Source organism: Diaminobutyricimonas sp. LJ205 (assembly GCF_009755725.1).
Classification (GTDB): Bacteria; Actinomycetota; Actinomycetes; order Actinomycetales; family Microbacteriaceae; genus Ruicaihuangia.
This window is the reverse complement of record NZ_CP046619.1, coordinates 1,696,452-1,717,436: the sequence shown is the minus strand read 5'-3', so window position 1 is coordinate 1,717,436 and position 20,985 is coordinate 1,696,452. Positions and strand designations below refer to the sequence as shown.

The window sequence follows — 20,985 nt, the reverse complement described above, 5'->3', positions numbered from 1 at the left end:
CGAGGAGCTTCGCATGATCGCCCTAGACGCTTCGGTGAAGGTCTGGTACTTCGGGGAGTTGCTGGAAGCCGGCTGAGCTGTAGGTGGCGACGGCGCCGACATTGGAGCTGGGAGCGCAGACAGTAGCGTAGACGAGCCCAGCTCCCTGAGAGCGGCCGCTGCGGCGCTGTGGACCGGTCACCTCGATACGCACGCCGCAGTCCTCCACGGCCTTCGCGAGGTCGCGCTGGAGTGGTGTCCACGGCTCGTGCGCGTGCCAGCCGTTATCGAGCAGCAGCCGTTGAAGCAATCCGCCAAATCGCGCTTCGATGGATGCGTTCCCGTGCGGCAGGACGCCACGCTCTGGCCGGGTCACGTCGGCGACCATCTGCCTGGCCAGCTCTTCGTCGTGTTCAGCTCCGGCTTCATCGCCAGTCGTAACAGGCCAGGATCGTCCAGCAGCCCAACGGCGAGAATCTGTCCGTCGCGGCTCCAAGTCCGAACCGCCGCAGCCGTCGCCTCCGCGCCCAGCTGCCAGTACCAGCCCAGGTCTCCCGGGTGAAGCTGCATCGGTGCCCCGTCGTACTGCCACGCTCGTAGCGCGCCTACGGCCTCGCTTAGCCCATCGACTCCTGGTCCGCTCAACACAATCGACATGCCCTCATCTAATCGCACGCCGGTGCCTAGAACGGCGGTGGATCGGTGCCGGGTTCGGATCCCGGACTGGGTCTCCGCCCGGTCATATCCGCAGCCTCGTTCTCGCCGGAATCCCTGGCCTCATTCGTGGTCTCGGATCTCGCTTCACCGTCCGTGTCTGAATCCGGTGTGGACCAAACGGTCTCCGAGTGACTGACGAGGGTTTCCCATCTGGCCGGGTCGGAACGCAGTTCTGGTTCGCTGGTGTATTGGTGTCCGGTGGGTGAGGTCCAGCGGAGTATGCCGTGGTCCAGTTGCTCGACGCTCCAGCCGGTGAGGTGTTTCAGTCGGTGGTGTTTGCGGCAGAGGTGGGCGAGGTTTGCGGCGGTGTTGGGGCCGCCGTGTTCTTTGGCGATGGTGTGGTCGAGGTCGGAGTGCACGGCTTTGCGGTTGCGGCCGGGGAACCGGCAGGTCTCGTCCCGCAGCCGCAGGAATCGGCGCAGCAGGCGGGGGAGCCGGTAGCAGTCCTTGCTCCAGTGCGAGCAGTTCGCCGGTCTCGGGGTCGGTGAGCAGCCGGAACAGGGAGGGTGCCTGGGCGGTGAGCCGGCGGGCGGTGTCCGGGTCGATCGGGCCGTAGCCGTCGAGGGTGGCGGGTTCGTCGCTGTGGCCGAGCAATGTCACGACCGGCACGGTGACGAACACGGTGGGACGGATGCCGGCGAACCGGTCCTCCTGCGGTCCGCCACCATCGGCACCTCCGCCACCGGTGAGGAGCAGTTCGGTGGCGACATCGGCCCGCAGCTGGGTCAGCGTGCGCGGTTCCTCCGGACGCTGCTGGGCCATCGCCGCGGCGGTGACCCGGTCGTGGATCGCCATCGCCAACGGAGCCTCGGTGTACAGGGTCAGATAGGCCATCCCGTCCCGGGACGGCTCGAAACTGAACTCCCGGTCCCCGGCCGCCTTCACCCGGCGGGCCCGGATCGTCTCCGGATGGATGCGCTCCCGGAGCTGCCGGGCCTTGCGGGAGAACTTCGCCACGGTCAGCTTCATCGCCGCCGGCAAGGTGGCCTCTTCGAAAGCTTCCACCGCGGCCCGGCGAACCTCAGCCGAGGTCCCAGCGTCGGCTCCCGGGTCGGTACCGCCGGCCGAGCTGCCAGCACTCGTCGACCATCACCTGCGCGTGCCGCAGGCTGATCTCGCCACGCCGGAGCGCGCTCATCGTGCCCGGTAGCTCGTGCGTGAGCGCCTCGGCCTCGGCGATCAACCGCTGCGCGGAGCCGGAGGGCAGGCGCAGGCTGGCCGCGATCTGCTCGGCGAATGCCATCTTGGCCAGTCGTTGCTGTTCGGCTTTCCGCATCCGGTCATCGTGTGGCACGAACAGGTGCACCACGCGTTCGGCGTGCTGCCGGGTTTGGTCGACCAGTTCCAGCAGCCGGGCTTGCGCTCGGGCGACATCGGCGCTCGCCTCGGCCACCGCGTCGATGAAGTCGTGCATCTGATCATCCAGGATCGCCCGCGGCGACAGCAGTGCCTGTTCGCCGGTGCGGCGCGGTGCCGGCCGGCTGAGCGGGTGTTCTCTGGTGGTCACAAAAGCAGTGAACCAGCAACCACCGACATTCTGTTTCCGCTGATCAGCAGGCGGTTTCACCTGTTAGGAACCAGCGCGAACCGGTCCTGTGGAGGAGAAGATGCCCAACCCAGCAACCGACCAGCTACTGGCCGATGAACGGGATGGTCAGCGGGTACTTGTAGTACTCGCCTCGGTTCGCGGTGATCGCGGCGATGATGCTGAACACGACGACGAGGATGCCGGCAGCGGCCAGGATCAAGAACCCGATCAGCAGGATGCTGGTGATGCCACCGACGATGTACGCGATGATCATCGTGATCTGGAAGTTCAGCGCCACGCGCGCGTGGTCCCGCACGAACGGGCCACGGTCCTTGAACACCAGATATCCGATCAGCGCAGGGACGAAGCTGAAGAAGATCCCACCCAGGTGGATCAGTGTCGCCCACAGCTTCTCGTCGGCGGGGCTGAGCGGCTGCGGCGTCTGGTAGGGGTTCGTCATGCGCTCATTAAACCAGCGAGTCCGGGCTTCCGCCCGGACTCGCGAGGGCCTGCCTGCTTAATGGTGACCGTCGATCTACTTGATCATCCGGAGCGCGAACGGGTAGCGGTAGGCGACACCGTCCTTGGCGCTCATGAAACCCAGGATGGAAAAGATCACCCCGACGATCCACACGATCCAGCTCAGGTTCCCCAGGAAGCCAAGGATGCCGAAGGTCACGACGGTCAAGACCAGCGTGATGATGAACCACGCCACATTGATGATCAGAAGCGTGAGCTGAAAATTCAGGGCTTCCTGTGACTCCTGCCGGGTGAAGGCCGCCCGGTCCTTGAACACGAGGTAGATGATCAGCGAGGGGAGGAAACTCAGGATGCCGCCAAGGTGGGCAAAGGATGCCCATTGCTTATCCTGTTCCGCAGTGAGCGGGGTGACGGGCTGTGCTGGCTGGTCAGTCATTGTCATCCTCCTGGAAATGCGGTGCGAACGACCAGCTGAGGGCCGTCGCTTCGGTCATCTCACAAGGTAATCCCAGCCCCCATGGCGGGGCAATGGACCGCCCCGGCGCGTGTCGCGGTAGAATTAGCAGTCCCCGTAGACGAGTGCCAAGGCGAAGGGTTGGTGAGCATGGTTTCCGAGCGCGGATTGGAAGTACTGCGTGTCATCGTCCAGGACTACGTCGCCTCACGCGAGCCAGTCGGATCGAAATCCATCGTCGAACGCTATGCGTTCGGCGTGTCGGCGGCGACGATCCGCAACGACATGGCCCTGCTGGAAGAAGAGGAGCTGATCGCAGCCCCGCACACCTCGTCCGGCCGGGTGCCGACCGACAAGGGCTACCGGGTCTTCGTCGACCAGCTCGCGGACATGCGCCCGCTCACCGCCGCGCAACGCACAGCCATTGAGACCTTCCTTGGTGAATCCGCCGATCTTGACGACGTGCTGGGACGGACGGTGCGGCTGCTGTCGCAGCTGACCAGCCAGGTCGCCCTCGTGCAGTACCCGACCTTCGGCCCGTCGAAAGTGCGCCACGTCGAATTGGTTCCGTTCGGAACTCACCGGCTGATGACCGTCTTCATCACGGATGCCGGTCGGGTCGACCAGAACATCATCGAAGTGGCCGACAGCGTCGATGAGGCCTTCCTCGGTGAGATGCGGGCCAAGATCAACGCCGTGCTCGGTGGAAAGGGACTCGCGGAGGCTTCCGCTGAACTCTCCACGCTGACCGAGCTGTTCGCTCCCGAGCGGGCGACGGTGATCCGTCAGGTTGCCGCCGGCCTGATCGGACAGGTCGCCGCGAACCGCCACGACCGCCTGGTGATGGCGGGCACGGCGAACCTCGTGCGCACCGAGCAGGATTTCAGTGGAAATCTCTATCCTGTGCTCGAGGCGATCGAGGAACAGGTGACCCTGCTGAAGCTGTTCCACGAACTGGAGATAGACACCCAGGCCGTCACCGTCAGCATCGGACGGGAGAACGCCGAGTTCGGCCTGTCCGACACGTCGGTACTGACTAGTGGCTACGCGGCATCCGGTGGCGCTTTGGCGAGGCTCGGCGTGATCGGGCCAACAAGAATGGATTATTCAAACAACATGGCAGCCGTGCGGGCAGTGGCCCGCTATCTCTCGCGGCTGCTCGGTGAGGAAACCAGGTAGTGGCAGACCATTACGACGTTCTCGGAGTCGACCGAAACGCGACCCCTGACGAAATCAAGAAGGCTTATCGGCGGCTCGCTCGGGAATTGCACCCCGACGTGAACCCCAGCCCGGATGCATCCGAGCGCTTCAAGCTCGTCACGCACGCGTACGACGTGCTCAGCGACCCGCAGCAGCGTCAGCAGTACGACCTGGGTCCGCAGCCGAGCTTCGGTGGCCAAGGTTTCGGCGGCTTCGGCGACATCTTCGAGACCTTCTTCGGCGCGGGTGCGGGCGGTGGCCGCGGACCGCGGTCGCGGCGTGAGCGCGGTCAGGATGCCCTGCTTCGCGTCGAGGTGGACCTCGACGAGGTGATCTTCGGCACCCGCCGGGACATTGAAGTGGACACCGCCGTGCTCTGCGAGACCTGTAACGGGTCGTGCTGCGCGCCCGGAACCTCCCCGGTCACCTGCGACATCTGCCACGGCACCGGCAGCATTCAGCGCTCCGTGCGCAGCCTGCTCGGCAACGTGATGACCTCGAACCCGTGTGGCACCTGCCGCGGCTACGGCACCGTCATCCCGAACCCGTGCCCGACCTGCGCCGGCCAGGGACGCGTGCGCGCACGCCGCACGATTCCCGTCGACATCCCGGCCGGCGTTGACACCGGGCTGCGGCTGCAGATGCCCGGCCAGGGCGAGGTCGGTCAGGCCGGCGGTCCGCGCGGCGACCTCTACCTCGAGATCAAGGTGCGCCATCACGACACCTTCAGCCGGAACGGCGACGACCTGCTGGCCACTCTTGAAGTGGAGATGGTCGACGCGATCCTCGGCACCGAGGTCACCCTCAAGACGCTTGACGGTGAAGTCACGGTCGACATCCGGCCCGGAACGCAGAGCGCCGAGGTGATCACCATTCCCGATCGCGGTATCAGCCACCTGCGCGGGTCCGGTCGCGGCGACCTGCGGATCGGTATCCAGGTGGTCACCCCGACCAAGCTGAACCGCAAAGAGGAAGAACTCATCCGCCAGTTCGCGAGCAAGTACAAGAGTGAGGCGCCGCAGCTCGCGCACTTCCAGCAGGGTTTGTTCGCCAAACTGCGCGACCGCTTCCTGAACCTCTGATCCGGCCCTGACCCGTGGCGCACTTCTACCTCAACGAGTCGCTCATCGAGGTGACCCCCGGCGGAAGCGTCCAGCTCACCGGTGCGGAGGCCAAGCATGCGGTCACCGTCAGCCGGATGCGGGTGGGCGAGAGCCTGTCGATCGGCAACGGACAGGGCCTGGTGGTCACCGGCGAGATCACCGAAGCGGATGCCACCCGCCTCACCTTGCGCGCCGACACGGTCGTGCACACCACGGCTCCGGCACCGCGGATCACGCTCGCTCAGGCCCTCGCCAAGGGCGACCGGGACGAGATGGCCGTGCAGGCCGCAACCGAACTCGGCATCGACCGGGTTGTGCCCTGGGCCGCGGAACGGTCGATCAGCCGCTGGGATGCGACGAAGGCGGTTAAGGGCCGCGCCCGCTGGGAGAGCATCGTGCGCGAGGCGACCAAACAGTCGATTCGCGCCTGGCTGCCCAAGGTGGATGACCTGCACAGCACGAAGAAATTGGCCGGCCGGGACGAGCGCATGATCGTGCTCGACCCGACCGGCCAGATCGCGCTCACCGAACTCGAGCTCGATGACCGCGACGTGATGCTGGTGGTCGGTCCTGAGGGCGGAGTCTCCAATGAGGAACTCCGCGTCTTCCAGGAGGCCGGCGCCGACGTGGTGCGCCTCGGATCCGAGGTGCTGCGCACGTCGACGGCCGGCCCGGCCGCCCTGGCCGTGCTCAATGCACGGCTCGGGCGTTGGTGACTCAGCGTTCGTTGATCTCGATGTTGCCGGCCGTGGAGCTGAACGAGTAGCTGAGCGCAGCGTCCGGGTTGCTCGGCACGTCGACGGTCACGTTGCCCGCTGTGGTGTCGGTATCGATGTCGTAGTCGCCCTCTGGCAGCCACACGGTCTGGTTGCCTGCAACCGACGCGATCTCGAACTCGTCGGGCAGTGTGGCCAGGTCGACTCGAACGTCGCCGGCGGTGGAGCTGATGTCCACCGTCTGGGCGCTCATCGTGTCGAGGTCGATGTTCCCGGCCGTGGAGTCGATCGACAGGTCGGTCGCCGATCCGGTCAGATCCAGGTTGCCCGCGGTCAGGTCGATCCGCATGGCGGCGTACTCACCGTCGAGGTTGACGTCACCGGCGGTGGCGTCCAATGCGAGGTCGAGCGAGCCGTCGGCCATGGCTTCGGGCAGCACGATGTCGAGCGTCGGGGAGTCGCCACCGAAGAAGTTGCCGTCACCGAACGGCCACCACAGACCGCCGCGAGCGAGGACCTTGACGCTGAGTTCATCGCCATTCACCTGCTGCGAGAAGGCGATGTTGCGTGCGGAGTCACCCTGCCGAAACTCGATGCGCGCATTCCCGACATCGCCGAAGCTCACGGTGACGTCACTGATGTCGGCTTCGATGTCGACCGAGGTGAACTCCTCCTCGACGGTGTAGGTGCCTGAGGCATCCGTCCGGTTCATCGCCATCACGATGTTGACCACGCTGGAGATCAGAATGCCCGCGATGATCACGGAGCCAATCACGATCAGTGCGATCCGCAGGCCTCGGTTCTTGGAGCGCGGCGACGCGGGGACCGGTTCGGGCGCTGGCGTGGTCGGTGTGGTTGGGGTAGTCATTGTCATTCTTTCTTGGTGTCGGGCTTGGCGGGCTTGGTGTCGGGCTTAGCGGGCGCTGTCGAGGTAGCGCAGGACGGCCAGGACGCGGCGGTTTCCGCTGTCCTCGGCGGGGAGATCGAGTTTCTGGAAAATCGCGGTGATGTGCTTCTCGACTGAGCCTTCACCGATGAAGAGTGCGGCCGCGATCGCGCTGTTCGAGCGACCTTCCGCGACCAGGGCGAGCACGGAGCGCTCCCGCTCGGTGAGCCGGTCCAGCCCGTCGGTGCGGCGTGAGCGCAGCACGATTTGAGCAACCACTTCCGGGTCGAGGGCGGTGCCGCCTGAACCGACCCGGTCCACGGCGGACAGGAACTCGTCGACGTCGGCGACCCGGTCCTTGAGTACGTAGCCGAAACCGCTTGTCCCGCCGGCGATGAGCTCGCTCGCGTAGCGTTCCTCGACGTACTGCGAGAGCACCAGCACTTTGACCTCCGGGTTCTGCGCGCGCATGAGCACCGCGGCGCGGACGCCTTCATCGGTGAAGGTCGGCGGCATTCGCACGTCGACGATCGCGAGGTCGGGGGAGTACTCGTTCACCGCGGCGAGGAGCGCATTCGGCTCCTCGACGGCGGCGACGATTTCGTGGCCGGCGTCGGTGAGCAGCAGTTCGAGCCCTGCCCGCAACAGAACGGAATCTTCGGCGATTACAACGCGCATGGTACCTCCACGGTGACGACGGTGGGGCCGCCCTCCGGACTGTTGATGGTGAGAGTTCCGCTGGCTGAGCGGACCCGGTCCCGCATGCCGGACAAGCCGCCGGCCGCACGGGGGATTCGAGCGCCGCCGCGACCGTCGTCGGTCACGGTGGCGAGCACTGAATGACCGGTGAAGCGCACGTCCACCTGGCAGCTTCGCGCCTCGGAGTGCTTCGACACGTTCGTGAGCGCCTCCGCGACGGTGAAGTAGATGACAGCCTCAACCTCGGCCGCGGGTCGCGTCGGCAGCGCGAAGGAGATCGTCGTCGGCACCGCGCAGCGAGACGCGAGCGCTGAGAGCGAGGCATCCAATCCCCGGTCGGTGAGCACCGCCGGATGGATGCCGCGGGCCAACTGGCGCAATTCGGTGATCGCGTCCTTGGTCTCGTCATGCGCACGTTCGAGAAGGGTGAGCGCCTGCTGCGGGTCGGACTCGAACTTGTTCCGCGCCATCCCCAGCGTCATCGCGACCGCCACCAGCCTCGGTTGGACCCCATCGTGCAGGTCCCGTTCGATGCGCAGCCGTTCCGTGGTGGCCGCATCCACTGCGCCCTGCCGGGCATCTGACAGCGTCTCGATCCGCTGGGTGAGTTCCTCAACAACGGGGGGACCGAGCAGCGGGGCGAGTACGCCCCGGTCGAACCGGCCGGCGAAGTAGATGACGACGGGTGCGGCGATGATCAGCGCGACGCCCAGGAGAATCGCGAAAACGCCGCCGGAATCGCCCAGCCAGCCGTGAACGAGCCGCGCCAGCCAGGATGCGTTCAGCGATCCGGGCAGCGGGTAGGTGAACAGCATCACGGCAGTGGTGATCGCCCAGAACAACCAGGTCATGGCGAGGTAGCCGAGTACGGAGCTTGCGAGGTGGTGCAGCAGGGTGCGCCACGTGGCCGAGGAGGTGAGGTCGATCACCGCGGTGCTGACGACCCGGGCAAAGCCTGTGCCGGTGCTCGGTCGGCGCGGCGGCTCGACCAGATCCAGCTCGTACAGCGCGTTGGCGCGGCCGCGTTCCACGGCTGACGTGAACCGTGTCAGCGAAACCATGGCGAAAATCAGCAGAACGCCGATGCCGAGCACTGGAATGAGCCCCAGCCCGGTGAAGAGCAGTGTCAGCATGATGGCAAGCCAGAGGGTGCCCAGGATCGCATCGAGCAACAGATCAATGCTCGCGACCCACGTGAACTGAACGGCTTTCTTCATGACACCAACCGTATTGGCGGGCGTGCGCCGCCCACGACCGGGACAGCCTGAAACTTGAGCGGGGGATATCCCCACTCTCGTGCACCCCGATGAGGTCGTTAAGATGGGCGTATGAGCGAATCGATCTTCAGTCGGATCATTGATCGGCAGATCCCGGCCGACATCGTGCTGGAGACGGAACGGCTCATCGCCTTTCGTGACATCGCGCCGAAGGCGCCGGTGCACATTCTGATCGTGCCGAAAACCGAGGAGTACAAGAACGTGGTTGAACTCGCCGCCGGCGACCCGACCCTCCTTGCCGAACTGGTCGGCACCGCCCAGCAGTTGGCCGACGAACACTCCAATGGGGAGTTCCGGCTCGTCTTCAACACCGGATCCAGTTCGGGTCAGTCGGTGTTCCACGTCCATGCGCACGTCCTGTCCGGCGCTCTTACGGAAGGCACACTTGCCAAGTAGCGATCAGGGACCTACGACCGGGGAGACCGGTCGAGCCGAGATCCACATCGACGGCGTCGCCATGGTGCGCCTACTCGGGCCGCAGGACCGCCTGTTGGCAACGATTGAGCGGGAGTATCCGCTGGTCGAGATGCTTGTGCGCGGCAATGAGATCTCCCTGTCCGGCGACGCCGGGCAGGTACAAGCGGCCAGGCGACTGGTCGAGGAACTGGTTCACATGGTGCGAGACGGCGCAGACCTGGAGCAGGCGGACGTGACGAGTTCGGCTCGGATTCTGGAACGAGGAGAGGGCAGTCCGGCCGATCTGCTCAGTCAAGCGATCCTCACCAGCCGGGGCAAGAGCATCCGGCCGAAGACTCTCGGCCAGAAGAACTACGTCGACGCGATCGACACGAACACCATCGTGTTCGGGATCGGCCCCGCCGGTACCGGCAAGACCTATCTGGCGATGGCGAAGGCGGTGCAGGCCCTTCAGCGCAAGGAAGTGAACCGGATCATCCTCACCCGCCCCGCGGTGGAGGCTGGCGAGCGGCTCGGGTTCCTGCCCGGAACGCTGACCGACAAGATCGACCCGTACCTGCGACCGCTGTATGACGCGCTCAACGAGATGATGGATCCCGAGCTGGTCCCGAAGCTGCTCGCGACCGGCACCGTCGAGGTCGCGCCGCTCGCCTACATGCGCGGACGCACGCTCAACGACTCGTTCGTTGTGCTCGACGAGGCCCAGAACACCACGCCAGAGCAGATGAAGATGTTCCTCACCCGACTCGGTTTCGGTTCGAAGATGGTGATCACCGGGGATGTGACCCAGATCGACCTGCCGCTCGGATCAAGCGGACTGCAGTTGGTCACCCGAGTGCTGCGCGACATCGACGACATCCACTTCGCCCAGCTGACCAGCGAGGACGTTGTGCGGCACACGCTCGTCGGGCGCATCGTCGATGCCTACACCAAGTACGACGCGCACAAGCAAGCCGAGGCCTACGAACGAGGCCAGGCCCGCGCCGATGCCAACCGGGCAGACCGGCGTGGTCGTGCACCAGCCGACCACCAGGCAAAGACACGCACCGACCGCGGCTACGGCCGCTAGGGGGAACCATGAGCATCGAGATCAACAACGAGTCGACCATTGAGGTCGATGAGGCCGCGCTGCAGCGCCTTGCCGCCTATGCGCTGGAACAGCTGCATGTGCACGCCGAGGCGGAGCTCGCCATCGTGTTGGTCGACGAGGGCGCAATGGAGCAACTGCACGTGCAGTGGATGGATGAGCCCGGGCCGACCGACGTGCTCAGCTTCCCGATGGATGAGCTGCGTCCTGGCACCGAGGACGCCGTCACCCCGGCCGGCCTGCTCGGCGACATCGTGCTCTGCCCCCAGGTTGCTTCCGTCCAGGCCGAGGCAGCCGGTCACTCCACGCTCGACGAGTTGCTGCTGCTGACCACGCACGGCCTGCTGCACCTGCTCGGCTTCGACCACGCCGAGCCGCAGGAGGAGAAGGAGATGTTCGGCCTGCAGCGCGACATCCTGGTCGGTTTCCACCTGAGCGAACGGCAGCGCTAGTTACTCAATGATGATTCCCGTCTTCATCGTCGTGGCGATACTTCTCGTCGCCTTCGGCGGTTTGCTGGCGGCTGCGGATGCTGCGCTCGGCGTGCTCAGCCGCAACGCGCTCGTCGACTTGGGGCTGGCAGGCACCCGCAGCCGCCGGTGGATCCTCGCGATCGCCGAGGACGTCGGGGCCCATGTCAATGCGTTGAACTTCATGCGCGTCGTCTCCGAGACCACCGCCGCGGTGCTCGTCACGCTCGCGTTCGCCTACTCGCTGGATGAGTGGTGGATGGCGCTGCTTTTCTCAGCACTGATCATGACCGGGGCATCCTTCGTGCTCGTCGGATCCAGCCCGCGCAGCGTCGGCCGGGCACACCCCGAACTGCTGATCCAGCTGACCGCGTGGTTGATCCGCGGCATCCGCGTCCTGCTCGGCCCGCTCGCCAGCGCCCTGGTCTTCATCGGCAACAAGGTCACACCCGGCCGCCCCAAGCTGGCGACCTTCGCGAACGAGCAGCAACTGCTCAGCATGGTCGACGAGGCAACGGAACTGGACGTGCTCGAAGAGGACGACCGCGAGCTGATCCACTCGATCTTCGAGTGGGGCGACACCGTGGTGCGCGAGGTGATGATCCCGCGAACCGACATGGTCACCGTCGAACGCGACGCGACCGTCGGGCAATCCATGGCGCTGTTCCTCAGCAGGGGCATCTCACGGATGCCGGTCACCGGGTCCGACGCCGACGAGATCCTCGGAGTGCTCTACCTGCGGGATGTCGCCCGGCTCAGTTACGAGCAGCCGCTCGACTTCGAACGGCTCACCGCGAGCGACATGGCCCGCAAGGCGCTGTTCATCCCCGAATCGAAGAAGGCCGACGAGACCCTGCGGCAGATGCAGCTCGAGAGCAACCACCTGGCGATGGTGGTCGACGAACACGGCGGGATCGCCGGTCTGGTCACGCTCGAGGACCTCATCGAAGAACTGGTCGGCGACATCTCGGACGAATACGACCGGAACGTTGCCGAAGTGGAGGAGATCTCCGCCGGGCATTACCGGGTCAGCGCCCGGCTGCCGGTGGACGACCTCGGCGACCTGTTCGGCCTCGACCTCGATGACGACGATGTGGACTCGGTCGGTGGCTTGCTGACCAAGGAACTCGGACGACTGCCCGAGGCGGGCGCCCAAGTCACTACTAGTGGACTGATCCTGACCGCCGAACGCACCGAGGGTCGCCGCAAGCGGCTGACCACCGTGCTCGTCCGCCGCGACCAGGCCCTGATCGATGCCCAGACGGCATTCGACGAACAACCGGGAGAGACCCAATGACCGATTCATCGCCCACCGATTCGTCGGCCGCCGTCTTCCGTGCCGGTTTCGTCACGTTCGTCGGCCGCCCCAACGTCGGCAAATCCACCCTGACCAATGCGCTGGTCGGCCAGAAGGTCGCGATCACCAGCTCCAAGCCACAAACCACCCGGCGTGCCATCCGCGGCGTCGTGCACCGGCCGACCGGCCAGCTGATCGTCGTGGACACCCCTGGCGTGCACCGTCCGCGGACCCTGCTCGGTGAGCGGCTGAACTCGCTCGTGCAGACCACGCTCGGCGATGTCGACGTGATCGGCTTCTGCGTCCCCGCCGACGAGAAGATCGGTCCGGGCGACCGGTTCATCAACGAACAACTCGACCAGTATCCGCAGGCGAAGAAGGTCGCCATCGTCACCAAGGTGGATGCCGCAGGCAAGACGGCCGTGGCCGAGCAGCTGCTCGCGGTGAGCGAGCTGCGCGACTGGGAGGCCATCATTCCGGTCTCCGCCCCGGAAGGCATCCAGCTCGACATCCTCGTCCAGGAACTCATCGCGCTGCTGCCCGAATCGCCGCAGCTGTACCCGGACGACGCGGTGACCGATGAGGACCTGGAGTCCAGGATCGCCGAGCTGGTGCGGGAAGCCGTGCTCGAAGGCGTCAGCGACGAACTGCCGCACTCGCTGGCCGTCACGATCGACGACATGGTCGAACGCGAGGACAAGGAGTTGCTGGAGATCTACGCCAACCTGTTCGTCGAACGCGACAGCCAGAAGGGCATCATCATCGGCAAGGGCGGCTCCCGCCTGCAGGATGTCGGCGCCCGCGCCCGGGCGCAGATCGAGCCGCTCGTCGGCAAGCAGGTGTTCCTGTCGATCCGGGTGAAGGTCGCCAAAGACTGGCAGCGCGACCCGAAGCAGCTGGGTCGCCTCGGCTTCTAGGTGCCACCCTTCCGGTGATTGAGGAGCGCCGGTCCCGCTGGTCGAGCCTGCCGAGACCTCGCCGCGCATACCTCTCCAGAATGATTTCCCCTCATTGGTGAGGATGCCGCGTCCTTCCCCGTCTACCGTGGAGGGGTGTTCCGCAGCCTGCAGCCCTACAAGTACGTCGTCGACGGCGTGCTCGCCGTGCTCTACCTGTTGCTGTCCTTCAGCTTCATGGTCACCGGCACCCTGGGATCCCAGATCGCCGTCGCCGTTCTCTATGCGGCGGCGCTGGGCATGCGCCGGTGGAGTCCGGGGCTTGCGCTCTGGATCGCCTGGATCGCCTCCCTGTTCCAGGTCTTCTCCGACATTTATCCGGGGCTGCACAACGTTGCCGTGCTCGGCGTGCTCTACACCACCTCCGCGTACGGGACGAAGCGGGTTCGCTCCGCCGGTCTGATCTCGGTCGGCGCGGGGGCGCTCGTCGCCGCCGCGTACCTGGTTATCCATGGTTCCGGCGAGGGGGTGTCGACGACCCTGTTCGGCTGGACCGACCTGCCCGGCGCCCTGCTGCAGTTCGGGTTGCTGTTCGTCGGCATGGTCGTGCTGCTGGCAACACCGTGGCTGATCGGACTGGTCACCCAGGCGATCTTGCACAACCGTGAGGTGACTCAAGCGCAGCGCGCCGCAGAAGAGACCGTGGTGATCGAGCAGGAGCGCAACCGGATCGCCAGAGACATGCACGATGTCGTCGCGCACTCGCTCGCGGTGGTCATCGCCCAGGCCGACGGTGCCCGGTATGCCCGGCAGGTCGACCCGGAATCCGTTGACATCGCCCTGAATGCGATCTCGTCCACCGCCCGCGAGGCTCTCGCCGACGTGCGCGTGCTGCTCGGCCAGCTGCGGCACAGCCAGGGCGAGGCTCCGCAGCCAGGGCTCGCCGATCTGGAGCGGCTGCTCGAACAGCTCCGCGCCGCCGGCCTCACCGTCGCCTTCGCCGAGCACGGCGATCCGGCACCGCTCAGCACCGCCCACCAGCTGGCCGTCTACCGAATTGTGCAGGAGGCGCTCACCAACGCACTCCGGCACGGCGACGCGACGAGGCCGGTCGCGCTCAGCCTCACCTGGCGGGTCGATACGCTGGAAGTCATGGTGCACAACGCGAAACGAGTCGGTGGGCACGGCGACCCGGGCAAGCTCGGCCACGGTCTGGCCGGCATGCGCGAGCGAGCGGTTCTGGTCGGCGGAAAGTTCAGTTCCAGTGCCACTGATCACGACTTCACCGTGCACGCCGAGATCCCGTTTTCGGCGGCCCAGGTGACGGTGTGAGCATCCGCGTCGCCCTGGTTGACGACCAGCCACTGTTCCGCACCGGCATCCGGATGCTCGTCTCCTCCCAACCCGACTTCGAGTTCGTCGGCGAAGCCGGCAACGGCTGGGAAGCCATCGCGCTGGCGGCGCAGGTGAACCCGGATGTCATCCTGATGGACATCCGGATGCCCGTGATGGACGGCATCGACGCCACCCGCGCGATCATCACCGACGCCGAGCAGCGCGGTCAGAACCCGCCGCGAGTGATCGTGCTGACGACCTTCGACCTCGATGAGGCCGCAACCCGGGCCATCCGCGGCGGCGCGAGCGGCTTCGTGCTGAAGGACGCCGACCCCGAGTTCCTGCTGGCCGCGATTCGCACCGTGCATGCCGGCAGCGCGGTGATCGCCGCATCGGCTACCCGCGAGCTCTTTGAACACTTCAGCAGCCGGACTCAGACGCAGACGGTGCCGGACGCGTTTGCATCGCTCACCGTAAGGGAGCGCGACATCTTCGGCCTGGCCGCGCGCGGCCTGAGCAACAGTGAGATCGCGGCCAGCGAATTCCTCAGCGAGGCCACCGTGAAGACCCACATCAGCCGGGTGCTCGGCAAACTCGGCCTGCGTGACCGCGTGCAGTTGGTCGTCTTCGCCTTCGAACACGGGTTGGTCGACTAAGCAGTCGCAGCCCGAAGGTTGACTACGGATCATCCTCCGGAGGTATGCCGGTTCATCCTCCCGCCGGACGCGAGAAAAACTCTGCATGCGTAGCGTGGAAACCATGCAGATCACCACTTCCGACCTCGGGCTGGCCGCCCGGGTCACCAACCTCACCAAGACCTACGGCGAAGGCACGGGCCGTGTCGACGCCCTGCGCGACGTCAGCCTCGGCATCCGCCGCGGCGAGTTCACCGCGATCATGGGACCGAGCGGCTCGGGCAAGTCGACGCTCATGCACATCATGGCCGGCCTCGACACCGCCACCAGCGGGCAGGTGTTCCTCGGCGACACCGACATCACCCGCCTCGGCGACAGCCAGCTCACCTTGCTGCGCCGCCGCCGGATCGGTTTCGTCTTCCAGGCCTTCAACCTGGTACCGACGCTGGATGTCGCCGGCAACATCACGCTTCCGTTCGAACTCGACGGCCGCAAGCCCTCGGTGTCCGAACGCGTCTGGATCGATGAGCTCGTCCAGTCCCTCGGCCTCAGCGAACGGATGCGACACCGCCCGCACGAACTGTCCGGCGGCCAGCAGCAACGCGTGGCCATCGCCCGAGCCCTCGCCGGCCGCCCCGACCTGCTGTTCGCCGACGAACCGACCGGCAACCTCGATTCGCGCACCGGCCGGGAAGTGCTCGCGCTGCTCGCCGCCGCCTGCACCCAGTACGGCCAGAGCATCGCCATGGTCACGCACGACCCGATCGCCGCGAGCTACGCCGACCGCATCCTCGTGCTCGCCGACGGCCGCGTCGTCGCCGACCGTCCTCGGTCCAGCGCGGAGGAGATCAGCTCGCTGATGCTGAACATGGAGAACGTCGCGTGAGTGCCGCACCCAGCAGCCCGATCAAGGAGCACGGCTCGAGCATCCTCGTCGCCGTGCTGTCCAGCGCGTTCGGGGTTGCGCTGCTGCAGGCCACCGGCCTGCTCGCCAGCGCCATCGCCCAGGACGATGTCGCAAGCGAAAGCGGCAGCATCGCGGCCATGTTCGGCGTGGTCGCGATGGTGTTCTTCACGATCGCGATCTACGTGGGCGCGATCGTCACGGCGAACACCTTCGCCACCATCGTCGCCGGTCGCACCCGGGTGATCGCGCTCTACCGCCTGGTCGGCGCGACGGCGTGGGCGCTGCGCCGGAAGGTCGCCCGGGAAGGATTCTTCGTCGGCCTGGCCGGTGCGGTCATCGGTGCGGTGATCGGCACCGGGCTGGTCATCGGGGGAGCGGAACTCGCGATCGTCGCCGAGCGGATGCCCCGAATCCCACACGACTACGCGCAGCCGATCATCCTGCTGCCGATCGTTGCTGTGGTGCTCACCACCTGGCTCGCCTCCCTGGTCGGTTCCCGACGAGTGCTGACGGTCACCCCGATCCAGGCCACCGGTGCCGCGACCGAACGCAGCTTCGCTGAGGCCGCCCGTCGTCCGCGGCGCAACGCGGTGGCGATCATCCTGTTTGTCGTCGGGATCGGCCTCCTCGGCGTCGGTGTAGGCATTGGCCAGACCAGCTCCATTGGCGTGCTGGCCGGCATCGTCGGCGGCATCCTCTCGTTCACCGGACTGGTGCACGGCGCCCACCTGGTGATGCCTCCCGCGCTGCGACTCGCCGGTGGCCTGCTCGGCTCCAGCGCCCCGGCCCGACTCGCGGCCCAGAATGCTCTGCGTCACCCGGAGCGCTCGTCCCGGACGACCATCGGGCTGGTCATCGGTGTGACCCTGGTCACCATGTTCGGTGTCGCCGCAGCCACTTACTGGCAGGTAATCGTCACGATGGAGGACTTCGAGCCCGAGCTGTACGCCGCGCTCGAGCAGACTGTGCTGATCACGGTCGGAGTGTTCTCCGCGCTGATCGGATTCAGTGCGCTGATCGCCGCGGTCGGCATGGTGAACAACCTGTCGCAGAGCGTCATGCAACGCCGGCGGGAACTCGGCCTGCTGCGCACGCTGGGCTTCACCGGCAAGCAGGTCCGCCAGATGATTCTGGCCGAGAGCGCTCAGCTCAGCGTCGCAGCACTGCTCGTCGGACTCGTGCTCGGCTGCTTCTACGGCTGGGCAGGAGCGCAGTCGATCTTCGGCTCGATCGAAGGCATCGGCTGGATCGCGCCGAGCCTGCCCTGGCCCCTGCTCGGCGGTCTGGCGGTGGCGACCGCGCTGCTCACGGTGGTCGCCTCGATCACCCCGTCACGACGGGCAACGCGGATCAGCCCGATCGAGGCGCTGGCGACGACCTGACGCGCCTCCCGGTGATCGAGCCTGTCGAGATCTCGGCGGGCTCGATCACCGGGTCAGCGATCACCGGGTGGGCTTCAGCCGACCGGGCGCATCGCCGACTGCACGATGACGACATCCGCACCGTACTGTCCGTCGACGTAGTCCTGGATGCTGCCGTCGTCGTACGGCACGTGCACCCAGAGGTATCCGTTCGCCGGGGCCGAAGTCAGCAGCTCGAGCGCATCTGAGTTCCACAGTTTTTCCTGGATCTCGATGAGGCGATCCTCGGATGTCGCTCCCGCGTTCTGCGGATCCTGCCGAGGGTCGACCTGGGCCATCGGGTCATACAGCGCAAGCGGGATCGGTGGTTCGGTCACGGTGAACGCCTCACCATCCCAGGTGCCCTGCACCGCGTAACTGCCCCAGGTCACCGCTTGCGAGGTCTCCGACATCTCCACCGCCGCCCAGTCCCAGTTCGTGATCTCTGGTCCGGAGCACTGCGGCGGGTACGACTCCGCGACCGCACCGAGACACAGCATCGCGGCATCCGGTTCCACCTGCAGCACGGTCGCCTGCGCGATGACCTCCCCGGTGGCAGGACCGGGTTCCGGGGCCGGGCCAGAACCGACACCGCTGCCGGAGGAGGAGGCGCACCCCGACAACAACAGCACGGCGCCACCCAGCAGGATGCCGACCGGTGAGAGGGTCTTCATGATCTCAGCGTGCCAGCGAGCTGAGAGGTTCACCACCCAACGTTCACCGCTTCTGGAACGTCTCAACCCCGCCACGGTGATACTCTCGTCTCGTGTTGTTCGGTCTGCTTCTTCTTAGCTGCCGCGACGAGTCCTAATTTCCAGGCCTCCCTCGTCGCGGAGTTTGTCGTTGGCTGACAATAGAGACGAAGAGGAAGCACCAGGACCATGAAGAACACCCAGAAGCCGTCGCCGATGCCGACGCACAAGTACCGTCCGTACCACGAGCAGTTCGCCGTGGATCTGCCCGATCGCACCTGGCCGAGCAAGCACATCGAGAAGGCCCCGCGCTGGTGCGCGGTCGACCTGCGTGATGGCAACCAGGCGCTGATCGACCCGATGAGCCCCGAGCGCAAGCGGATCATGTTCGACCTGCTGGTGAAGATGGGCTACAAGGAGATCGAGGTCGGCTTCCCATCGGCCAGCCAGACCGACTTCGACTTCGTCCGGTCGCTGATCGAAGAGAACGCGATCCCGGACGACGTCACCATCCAGGTGCTCACCCAGGCGCGTGACCACCTGATCGAGCGCACCTACGAGTCCATCAAGGGCGCCAAGCAGGCGATCGTGCACCTGTACAACTCCACCAGCGTGCTGCAGCGCGAGGTGGTGTTCAAGAGCGACAAGCAGGGCATCCTCGACATCGCCCTGCACGGCGCGCGCCTGTGCCGTGAGTTCGAGAAGACCATTCCCGACACCACCGTGTACTACGAGTACTCGCCCGAGAGCTACACCGGCACCGAGCTGGAGTACGCCCTCGAGGTCTGCAACGCGGTGATCGAGGTGTTCGAGCCGACCCCGGAGCGCAAGGTCATCATCAACCTGCCCGCCACGGTCGAGATGGCGTCTCCGAACGTCTACGCCGACTCCATCGAATGGATGTCGCGGAACCTGAACCACCGCGAGAACGTGATCCTGTCGCTGCATCCGCACAACGACCGCGGCACCGGCGTCGCGGCCGCCGAACTCGGCTACCTGGCCGGCGGTGACCGCATCGAGGGCTGCCTGTTCGGCAACGGTGAGCGCACCGGCAACGTCGACCTGGTCGCACTCGGCCTGAACCTGTTCACGCAGGGCGTCGACCCCGAGATCGATTTCTCCGACCTGGACGAGATCCGCCGCACCGCCGAGTACTGCACGCAGCTGCCCGTGCCCGAGCGCAGCCCTTGGGCAGGCGACCTGGTCTACACCGCGTTCAGCGGTTCGCACCAGGACGCCATCAAGAAGGGCTTCGAGGCGATGGCCGCCGAAGCTGAGGCGAAGGGCGTCTCGGTGGACGACCTGATCTGGGCGGTGCCGTACCTGCCGATCGACCCGAAGGACGTCGGCCGCAGCTATGAGGCCGTGATCCGGGTGAACTCGCAGTCCGGCAAGGGCGGCGTCGCCTACCTGCTGAAGACCGACCACTCGCTGGATCTGCCGCGCCGGCTGCAGATCGAGTTCTCGAGCGTCGTGCAGGCGAAGACGGATGCCGAGGGCGGCGAGGTCACCAGCGAACAGATTTGGGAGATCTTCAGCGACGAGTACCTGCCGGCTCCGGAGCACCACCCCGAAGACAAGTGGGGCAAGTTCGAGCTGTTCCGCACCCGCACGGCAAGCGACCTGTCCGGCGACGTGCAGCTGGACATCCAGTTGCGGGTCGGCGAAGACCGGATCGAGGCATCCGCCACCGGCAACGGTCCGGTCGCAGCCTTCCTGAACATCATGCAGGAGCAGGGGCTCGAGATCCGGCTGTTCGACTACGTCGAGCACGCACTCAGCGCCGGCGGTGACGCCCTGGCGGCCTCGTACGTCGACCTCGAGGTGAACGGGCTGCGGCTGTGGGGCGTGGGCATCGACGCCGACATCTCCACCGCGTCGCTGAAGGCGATCGTCTCCGCCGTGAACCGTGCCGTGCGTGCCGCGGCCGGGGACCGGGAACTGACCGCGGTCTGACCCCCGGCTGCCGCGCGCTACGTGGCGGCACTGATTCGGCCCCGCGCTGCTGAAACTCCAGCGGCGCGGTGCCGATTCGCTAGCGGCTATGAATGCGGTGGCCGATGCGCGCGCCGGGTGATCCGCGGCATCCGGGGGAGCTGCGTGAGTCGTCGCTGCTCGGGCAGGCTCCAGTTGAACAGCACGGCCAGCACCCGCAGGCCGAACGCGAGCACAACCCCGAGCACCGACGCCACAATCGGCCCGACGCCGAGGCTCTCCAGGAGAACGATCAACGTGGCGCCGCCGAACGCGGCGACGGCGTAGAGCGAGCCCACCTGCATGATCGCGATGGGCATCGCAAGCAGCATGTCGCGCAGGATGCCGCCGCCGACCGCGGCGAGCACTCCGACGAAGATCGCCGGGATCTCCGGCAGTCCGAGCGACAGCGCCTTGGTGGTGCCGATGGCGCAGAACAGTCCGATCGTGAGCGCGTCAAGCGCGGTGAGCACGGGCCGCAGGCGGTGGAACACCCGCTCGAGCAGCATGCCCGTCAGGGCGGCGGCGGTCGCGACCGGCAGGTACCAGTTGCTCTGCAACGGTGCGAGTGGCACGTTCAGCAGCAGGTCGCGCAGCAGTCCACCGCCGAAGCCGGTGGCGACGCCGATGATCGCAACGCCCAACAAGTCGATCCGGCGATCGGAGAACCCGGCAGCGTACATGGCGCCCATCAGCGCGCCGACGCCTACCGCGAGCAGGTCCGCCCACAGGGGGATGGTGAAGACAGCCTCGTTCACGCCTCACCGGCCGCACACGGTCCCAAGCACTCCATGCGTATAGCGTGACATGCGCAGCAGCGCCGTGACACGCGAGAT

At 66.4% G+C, this 20,985-nt stretch carries 24 protein-coding genes and 1 pseudogene; 13 read left to right on the top strand and 12 right to left on the bottom strand.

Annotated elements, in window-relative coordinates; translation table 11 throughout:
* Positions 1-22: 22 nt before the first annotated feature.
* From GO591_RS15935 to GO591_RS08190, 7 genes and pseudogenes are all read right to left on the bottom strand, one after another.
* Complete coding sequence (locus tag GO591_RS15935) at positions 23-355, bottom strand: hypothetical protein (RefSeq protein ID WP_232466100.1); 333 nt, start codon at positions 353-355, stop codon at positions 23-25.
* Positions 352-636 (bottom strand): hypothetical protein, encoded by a 285-nt coding sequence (locus GO591_RS15930; protein ID WP_232466099.1) that lies wholly within the window; start codon positions 634-636, stop codon positions 352-354. Before GO591_RS15930 ends, GO591_RS15935 begins: the two co-directional genes overlap by 4 nt.
* A gap of 26 nt (positions 637-662) precedes the next feature.
* Entirely contained in the window at positions 663-1,055 is a 393-nt protein-coding gene (locus tag GO591_RS16125; protein ID WP_370455348.1) for an HNH endonuclease, read from the bottom strand.
* Positions 1,056-1,224: 169 nt separating this feature from the next.
* A pseudogene (locus GO591_RS16120) lies at positions 1,225-1,665 on the bottom strand (DUF222 domain-containing protein); the annotation flags it as partial.
* Between the two features lie 52 nt (positions 1,666-1,717).
* The gene (locus tag GO591_RS16040) at positions 1,718-2,203 is read right to left on the bottom strand and encodes a DUF222 domain-containing protein (protein ID WP_157156371.1); all 486 of its coding nucleotides are present in this window, start codon (positions 2,201-2,203) and stop codon (positions 1,718-1,720) included.
* A gap of 124 nt (positions 2,204-2,327) precedes the next feature.
* Positions 2,328-2,684, bottom strand: coding sequence for a DUF4870 domain-containing protein (locus tag GO591_RS08195; protein ID WP_157156370.1), 357 nt, complete (start codon positions 2,682-2,684; stop codon positions 2,328-2,330).
* A gap of 75 nt (positions 2,685-2,759) precedes the next feature.
* On the bottom strand, positions 2,760-3,140 hold the full coding sequence (locus tag GO591_RS08190; RefSeq protein ID WP_157156369.1) for a DUF4870 domain-containing protein: 381 nt from the start codon (positions 3,138-3,140) through the stop codon (positions 2,760-2,762).
* A gap of 168 nt (positions 3,141-3,308) precedes the next feature.
* On the opposite strand from GO591_RS08190, the gene hrcA reads away from it, so the two are divergent.
* The 3 genes from hrcA to GO591_RS08175 are packed head-to-tail and all read left to right on the top strand — an operon-like array spanning position 3,309 to position 6,177.
* Positions 3,309-4,337 (top strand): heat-inducible transcriptional repressor HrcA, encoded by a 1,029-nt coding sequence (gene hrcA, locus GO591_RS08185; protein WP_157157836.1) that lies wholly within the window; start codon positions 3,309-3,311, stop codon positions 4,335-4,337.
* Positions 4,337-5,440: a molecular chaperone DnaJ gene (gene dnaJ / locus GO591_RS08180; RefSeq protein ID WP_157156368.1), complete on the top strand. Its 1,104-nt coding sequence runs from the start codon at positions 4,337-4,339 to the stop codon at positions 5,438-5,440. The genes hrcA and dnaJ overlap by 1 nt, the downstream gene beginning before the upstream one ends.
* Before the next feature lie 14 nt (positions 5,441-5,454).
* The gene (locus GO591_RS08175; protein WP_157156367.1) at positions 5,455-6,177 is read left to right on the top strand and encodes a 16S rRNA (uracil(1498)-N(3))-methyltransferase; all 723 of its coding nucleotides are present in this window, start codon (positions 5,455-5,457) and stop codon (positions 6,175-6,177) included.
* A 1-nt stretch (position 6,178) separates the two neighbouring features.
* On the opposite strand, the gene GO591_RS08170 is transcribed toward GO591_RS08175, so the two are convergent.
* From GO591_RS08170 to GO591_RS08160, 3 genes are read right to left on the bottom strand one after another with little or no spacing between them, the layout of a single operon-like run.
* Complete coding sequence (locus tag GO591_RS08170) at positions 6,179-7,045, bottom strand: DUF4097 family beta strand repeat-containing protein (protein WP_157156366.1); 867 nt, start codon at positions 7,043-7,045, stop codon at positions 6,179-6,181.
* A 45-nt stretch (positions 7,046-7,090) separates the two neighbouring features.
* Positions 7,091-7,741 carry a response regulator gene (locus GO591_RS08165; protein WP_157156365.1) on the bottom strand — a complete coding sequence of 217 codons (651 nt, stop codon included), beginning with the start codon at positions 7,739-7,741 and terminating at the stop codon, positions 7,091-7,093.
* Entirely contained in the window at positions 7,729-8,979 is a 1,251-nt protein-coding gene (locus GO591_RS08160) for a sensor histidine kinase (protein ID WP_157156364.1), read from the bottom strand. The genes GO591_RS08165 and GO591_RS08160 overlap by 13 nt, the downstream gene beginning before the upstream one ends.
* Positions 8,980-9,090: 111 nt before the next feature.
* Between GO591_RS08160 and GO591_RS08155 the strand changes: the two genes are divergently transcribed.
* From GO591_RS08155 to GO591_RS08115, 9 genes are all read left to right on the top strand, one after another.
* A complete protein-coding gene (locus GO591_RS08155; protein ID WP_157156363.1) occupies positions 9,091-9,435 on the top strand; it encodes an HIT domain-containing protein in 345 nt (114 codons plus the stop codon).
* Positions 9,425-10,525: a PhoH family protein gene (locus GO591_RS08150; RefSeq protein ID WP_370455239.1), complete on the top strand. Its 1,101-nt coding sequence runs from the start codon at positions 9,425-9,427 to the stop codon at positions 10,523-10,525. Before GO591_RS08155 ends, GO591_RS08150 begins: the two co-directional genes overlap by 11 nt.
* A gap of 8 nt (positions 10,526-10,533) precedes the next feature.
* Positions 10,534-10,995, top strand: a complete 462-nt coding sequence (gene ybeY, locus GO591_RS08145) for an rRNA maturation RNase YbeY (protein WP_157156361.1) — start codon at positions 10,534-10,536, stop codon at positions 10,993-10,995.
* 7 nt (positions 10,996-11,002) lie between these two features.
* Positions 11,003-12,310, top strand: coding sequence for a hemolysin family protein (locus GO591_RS08140; RefSeq protein ID WP_157156360.1), 1,308 nt, complete (start codon positions 11,003-11,005; stop codon positions 12,308-12,310).
* Positions 12,307-13,227, top strand: coding sequence for a GTPase Era (gene era, locus GO591_RS08135; RefSeq protein WP_157156359.1), 921 nt, complete (start codon positions 12,307-12,309; stop codon positions 13,225-13,227). The genes GO591_RS08140 and era overlap by 4 nt, the downstream gene beginning before the upstream one ends.
* A 135-nt stretch (positions 13,228-13,362) precedes the next feature.
* Complete coding sequence (locus tag GO591_RS08130) at positions 13,363-14,538, top strand: sensor histidine kinase (protein ID WP_157156358.1); 1,176 nt, start codon at positions 13,363-13,365, stop codon at positions 14,536-14,538.
* Positions 14,535-15,197, top strand: coding sequence for a response regulator (locus tag GO591_RS08125; RefSeq protein ID WP_157156357.1), 663 nt, complete (start codon positions 14,535-14,537; stop codon positions 15,195-15,197). The genes GO591_RS08130 and GO591_RS08125 overlap by 4 nt, the downstream gene beginning before the upstream one ends.
* Positions 15,198-15,300: 103 nt before the next feature.
* A complete protein-coding gene (locus GO591_RS08120) occupies positions 15,301-16,062 on the top strand; it encodes an ABC transporter ATP-binding protein (protein ID WP_157156356.1) in 762 nt (253 codons plus the stop codon).
* Entirely contained in the window at positions 16,059-17,465 is a 1,407-nt protein-coding gene (locus GO591_RS08115; protein WP_157156355.1) for an ABC transporter permease, read from the top strand. Before GO591_RS08120 ends, GO591_RS08115 begins: the two co-directional genes overlap by 4 nt.
* 74 nt (positions 17,466-17,539) lie before the next feature.
* Here GO591_RS08115 and GO591_RS08110 read toward each other — a convergent pair whose 3' ends face one another.
* Positions 17,540-18,157 carry a hypothetical protein gene (locus GO591_RS08110; protein ID WP_157156354.1) on the bottom strand — a complete coding sequence of 206 codons (618 nt, stop codon included), beginning with the start codon at positions 18,155-18,157 and terminating at the stop codon, positions 17,540-17,542.
* Between the two features lie 207 nt (positions 18,158-18,364).
* Here GO591_RS08110 and leuA point away from each other — a divergent pair, with 207 nt between their 5' ends.
* Entirely contained in the window at positions 18,365-20,131 is a 1,767-nt protein-coding gene (gene leuA, locus GO591_RS08105) for a 2-isopropylmalate synthase (RefSeq protein WP_157156353.1), read from the top strand.
* An 86-nt stretch (positions 20,132-20,217) separates the two neighbouring features.
* On the opposite strand, the gene GO591_RS08100 is transcribed toward leuA, so the two are convergent.
* The gene (locus GO591_RS08100) at positions 20,218-20,907 is read right to left on the bottom strand and encodes a trimeric intracellular cation channel family protein (protein ID WP_157156352.1); all 690 of its coding nucleotides are present in this window, start codon (positions 20,905-20,907) and stop codon (positions 20,218-20,220) included.
* Between the last annotated feature and the right edge of the window lie 78 nt (positions 20,908-20,985).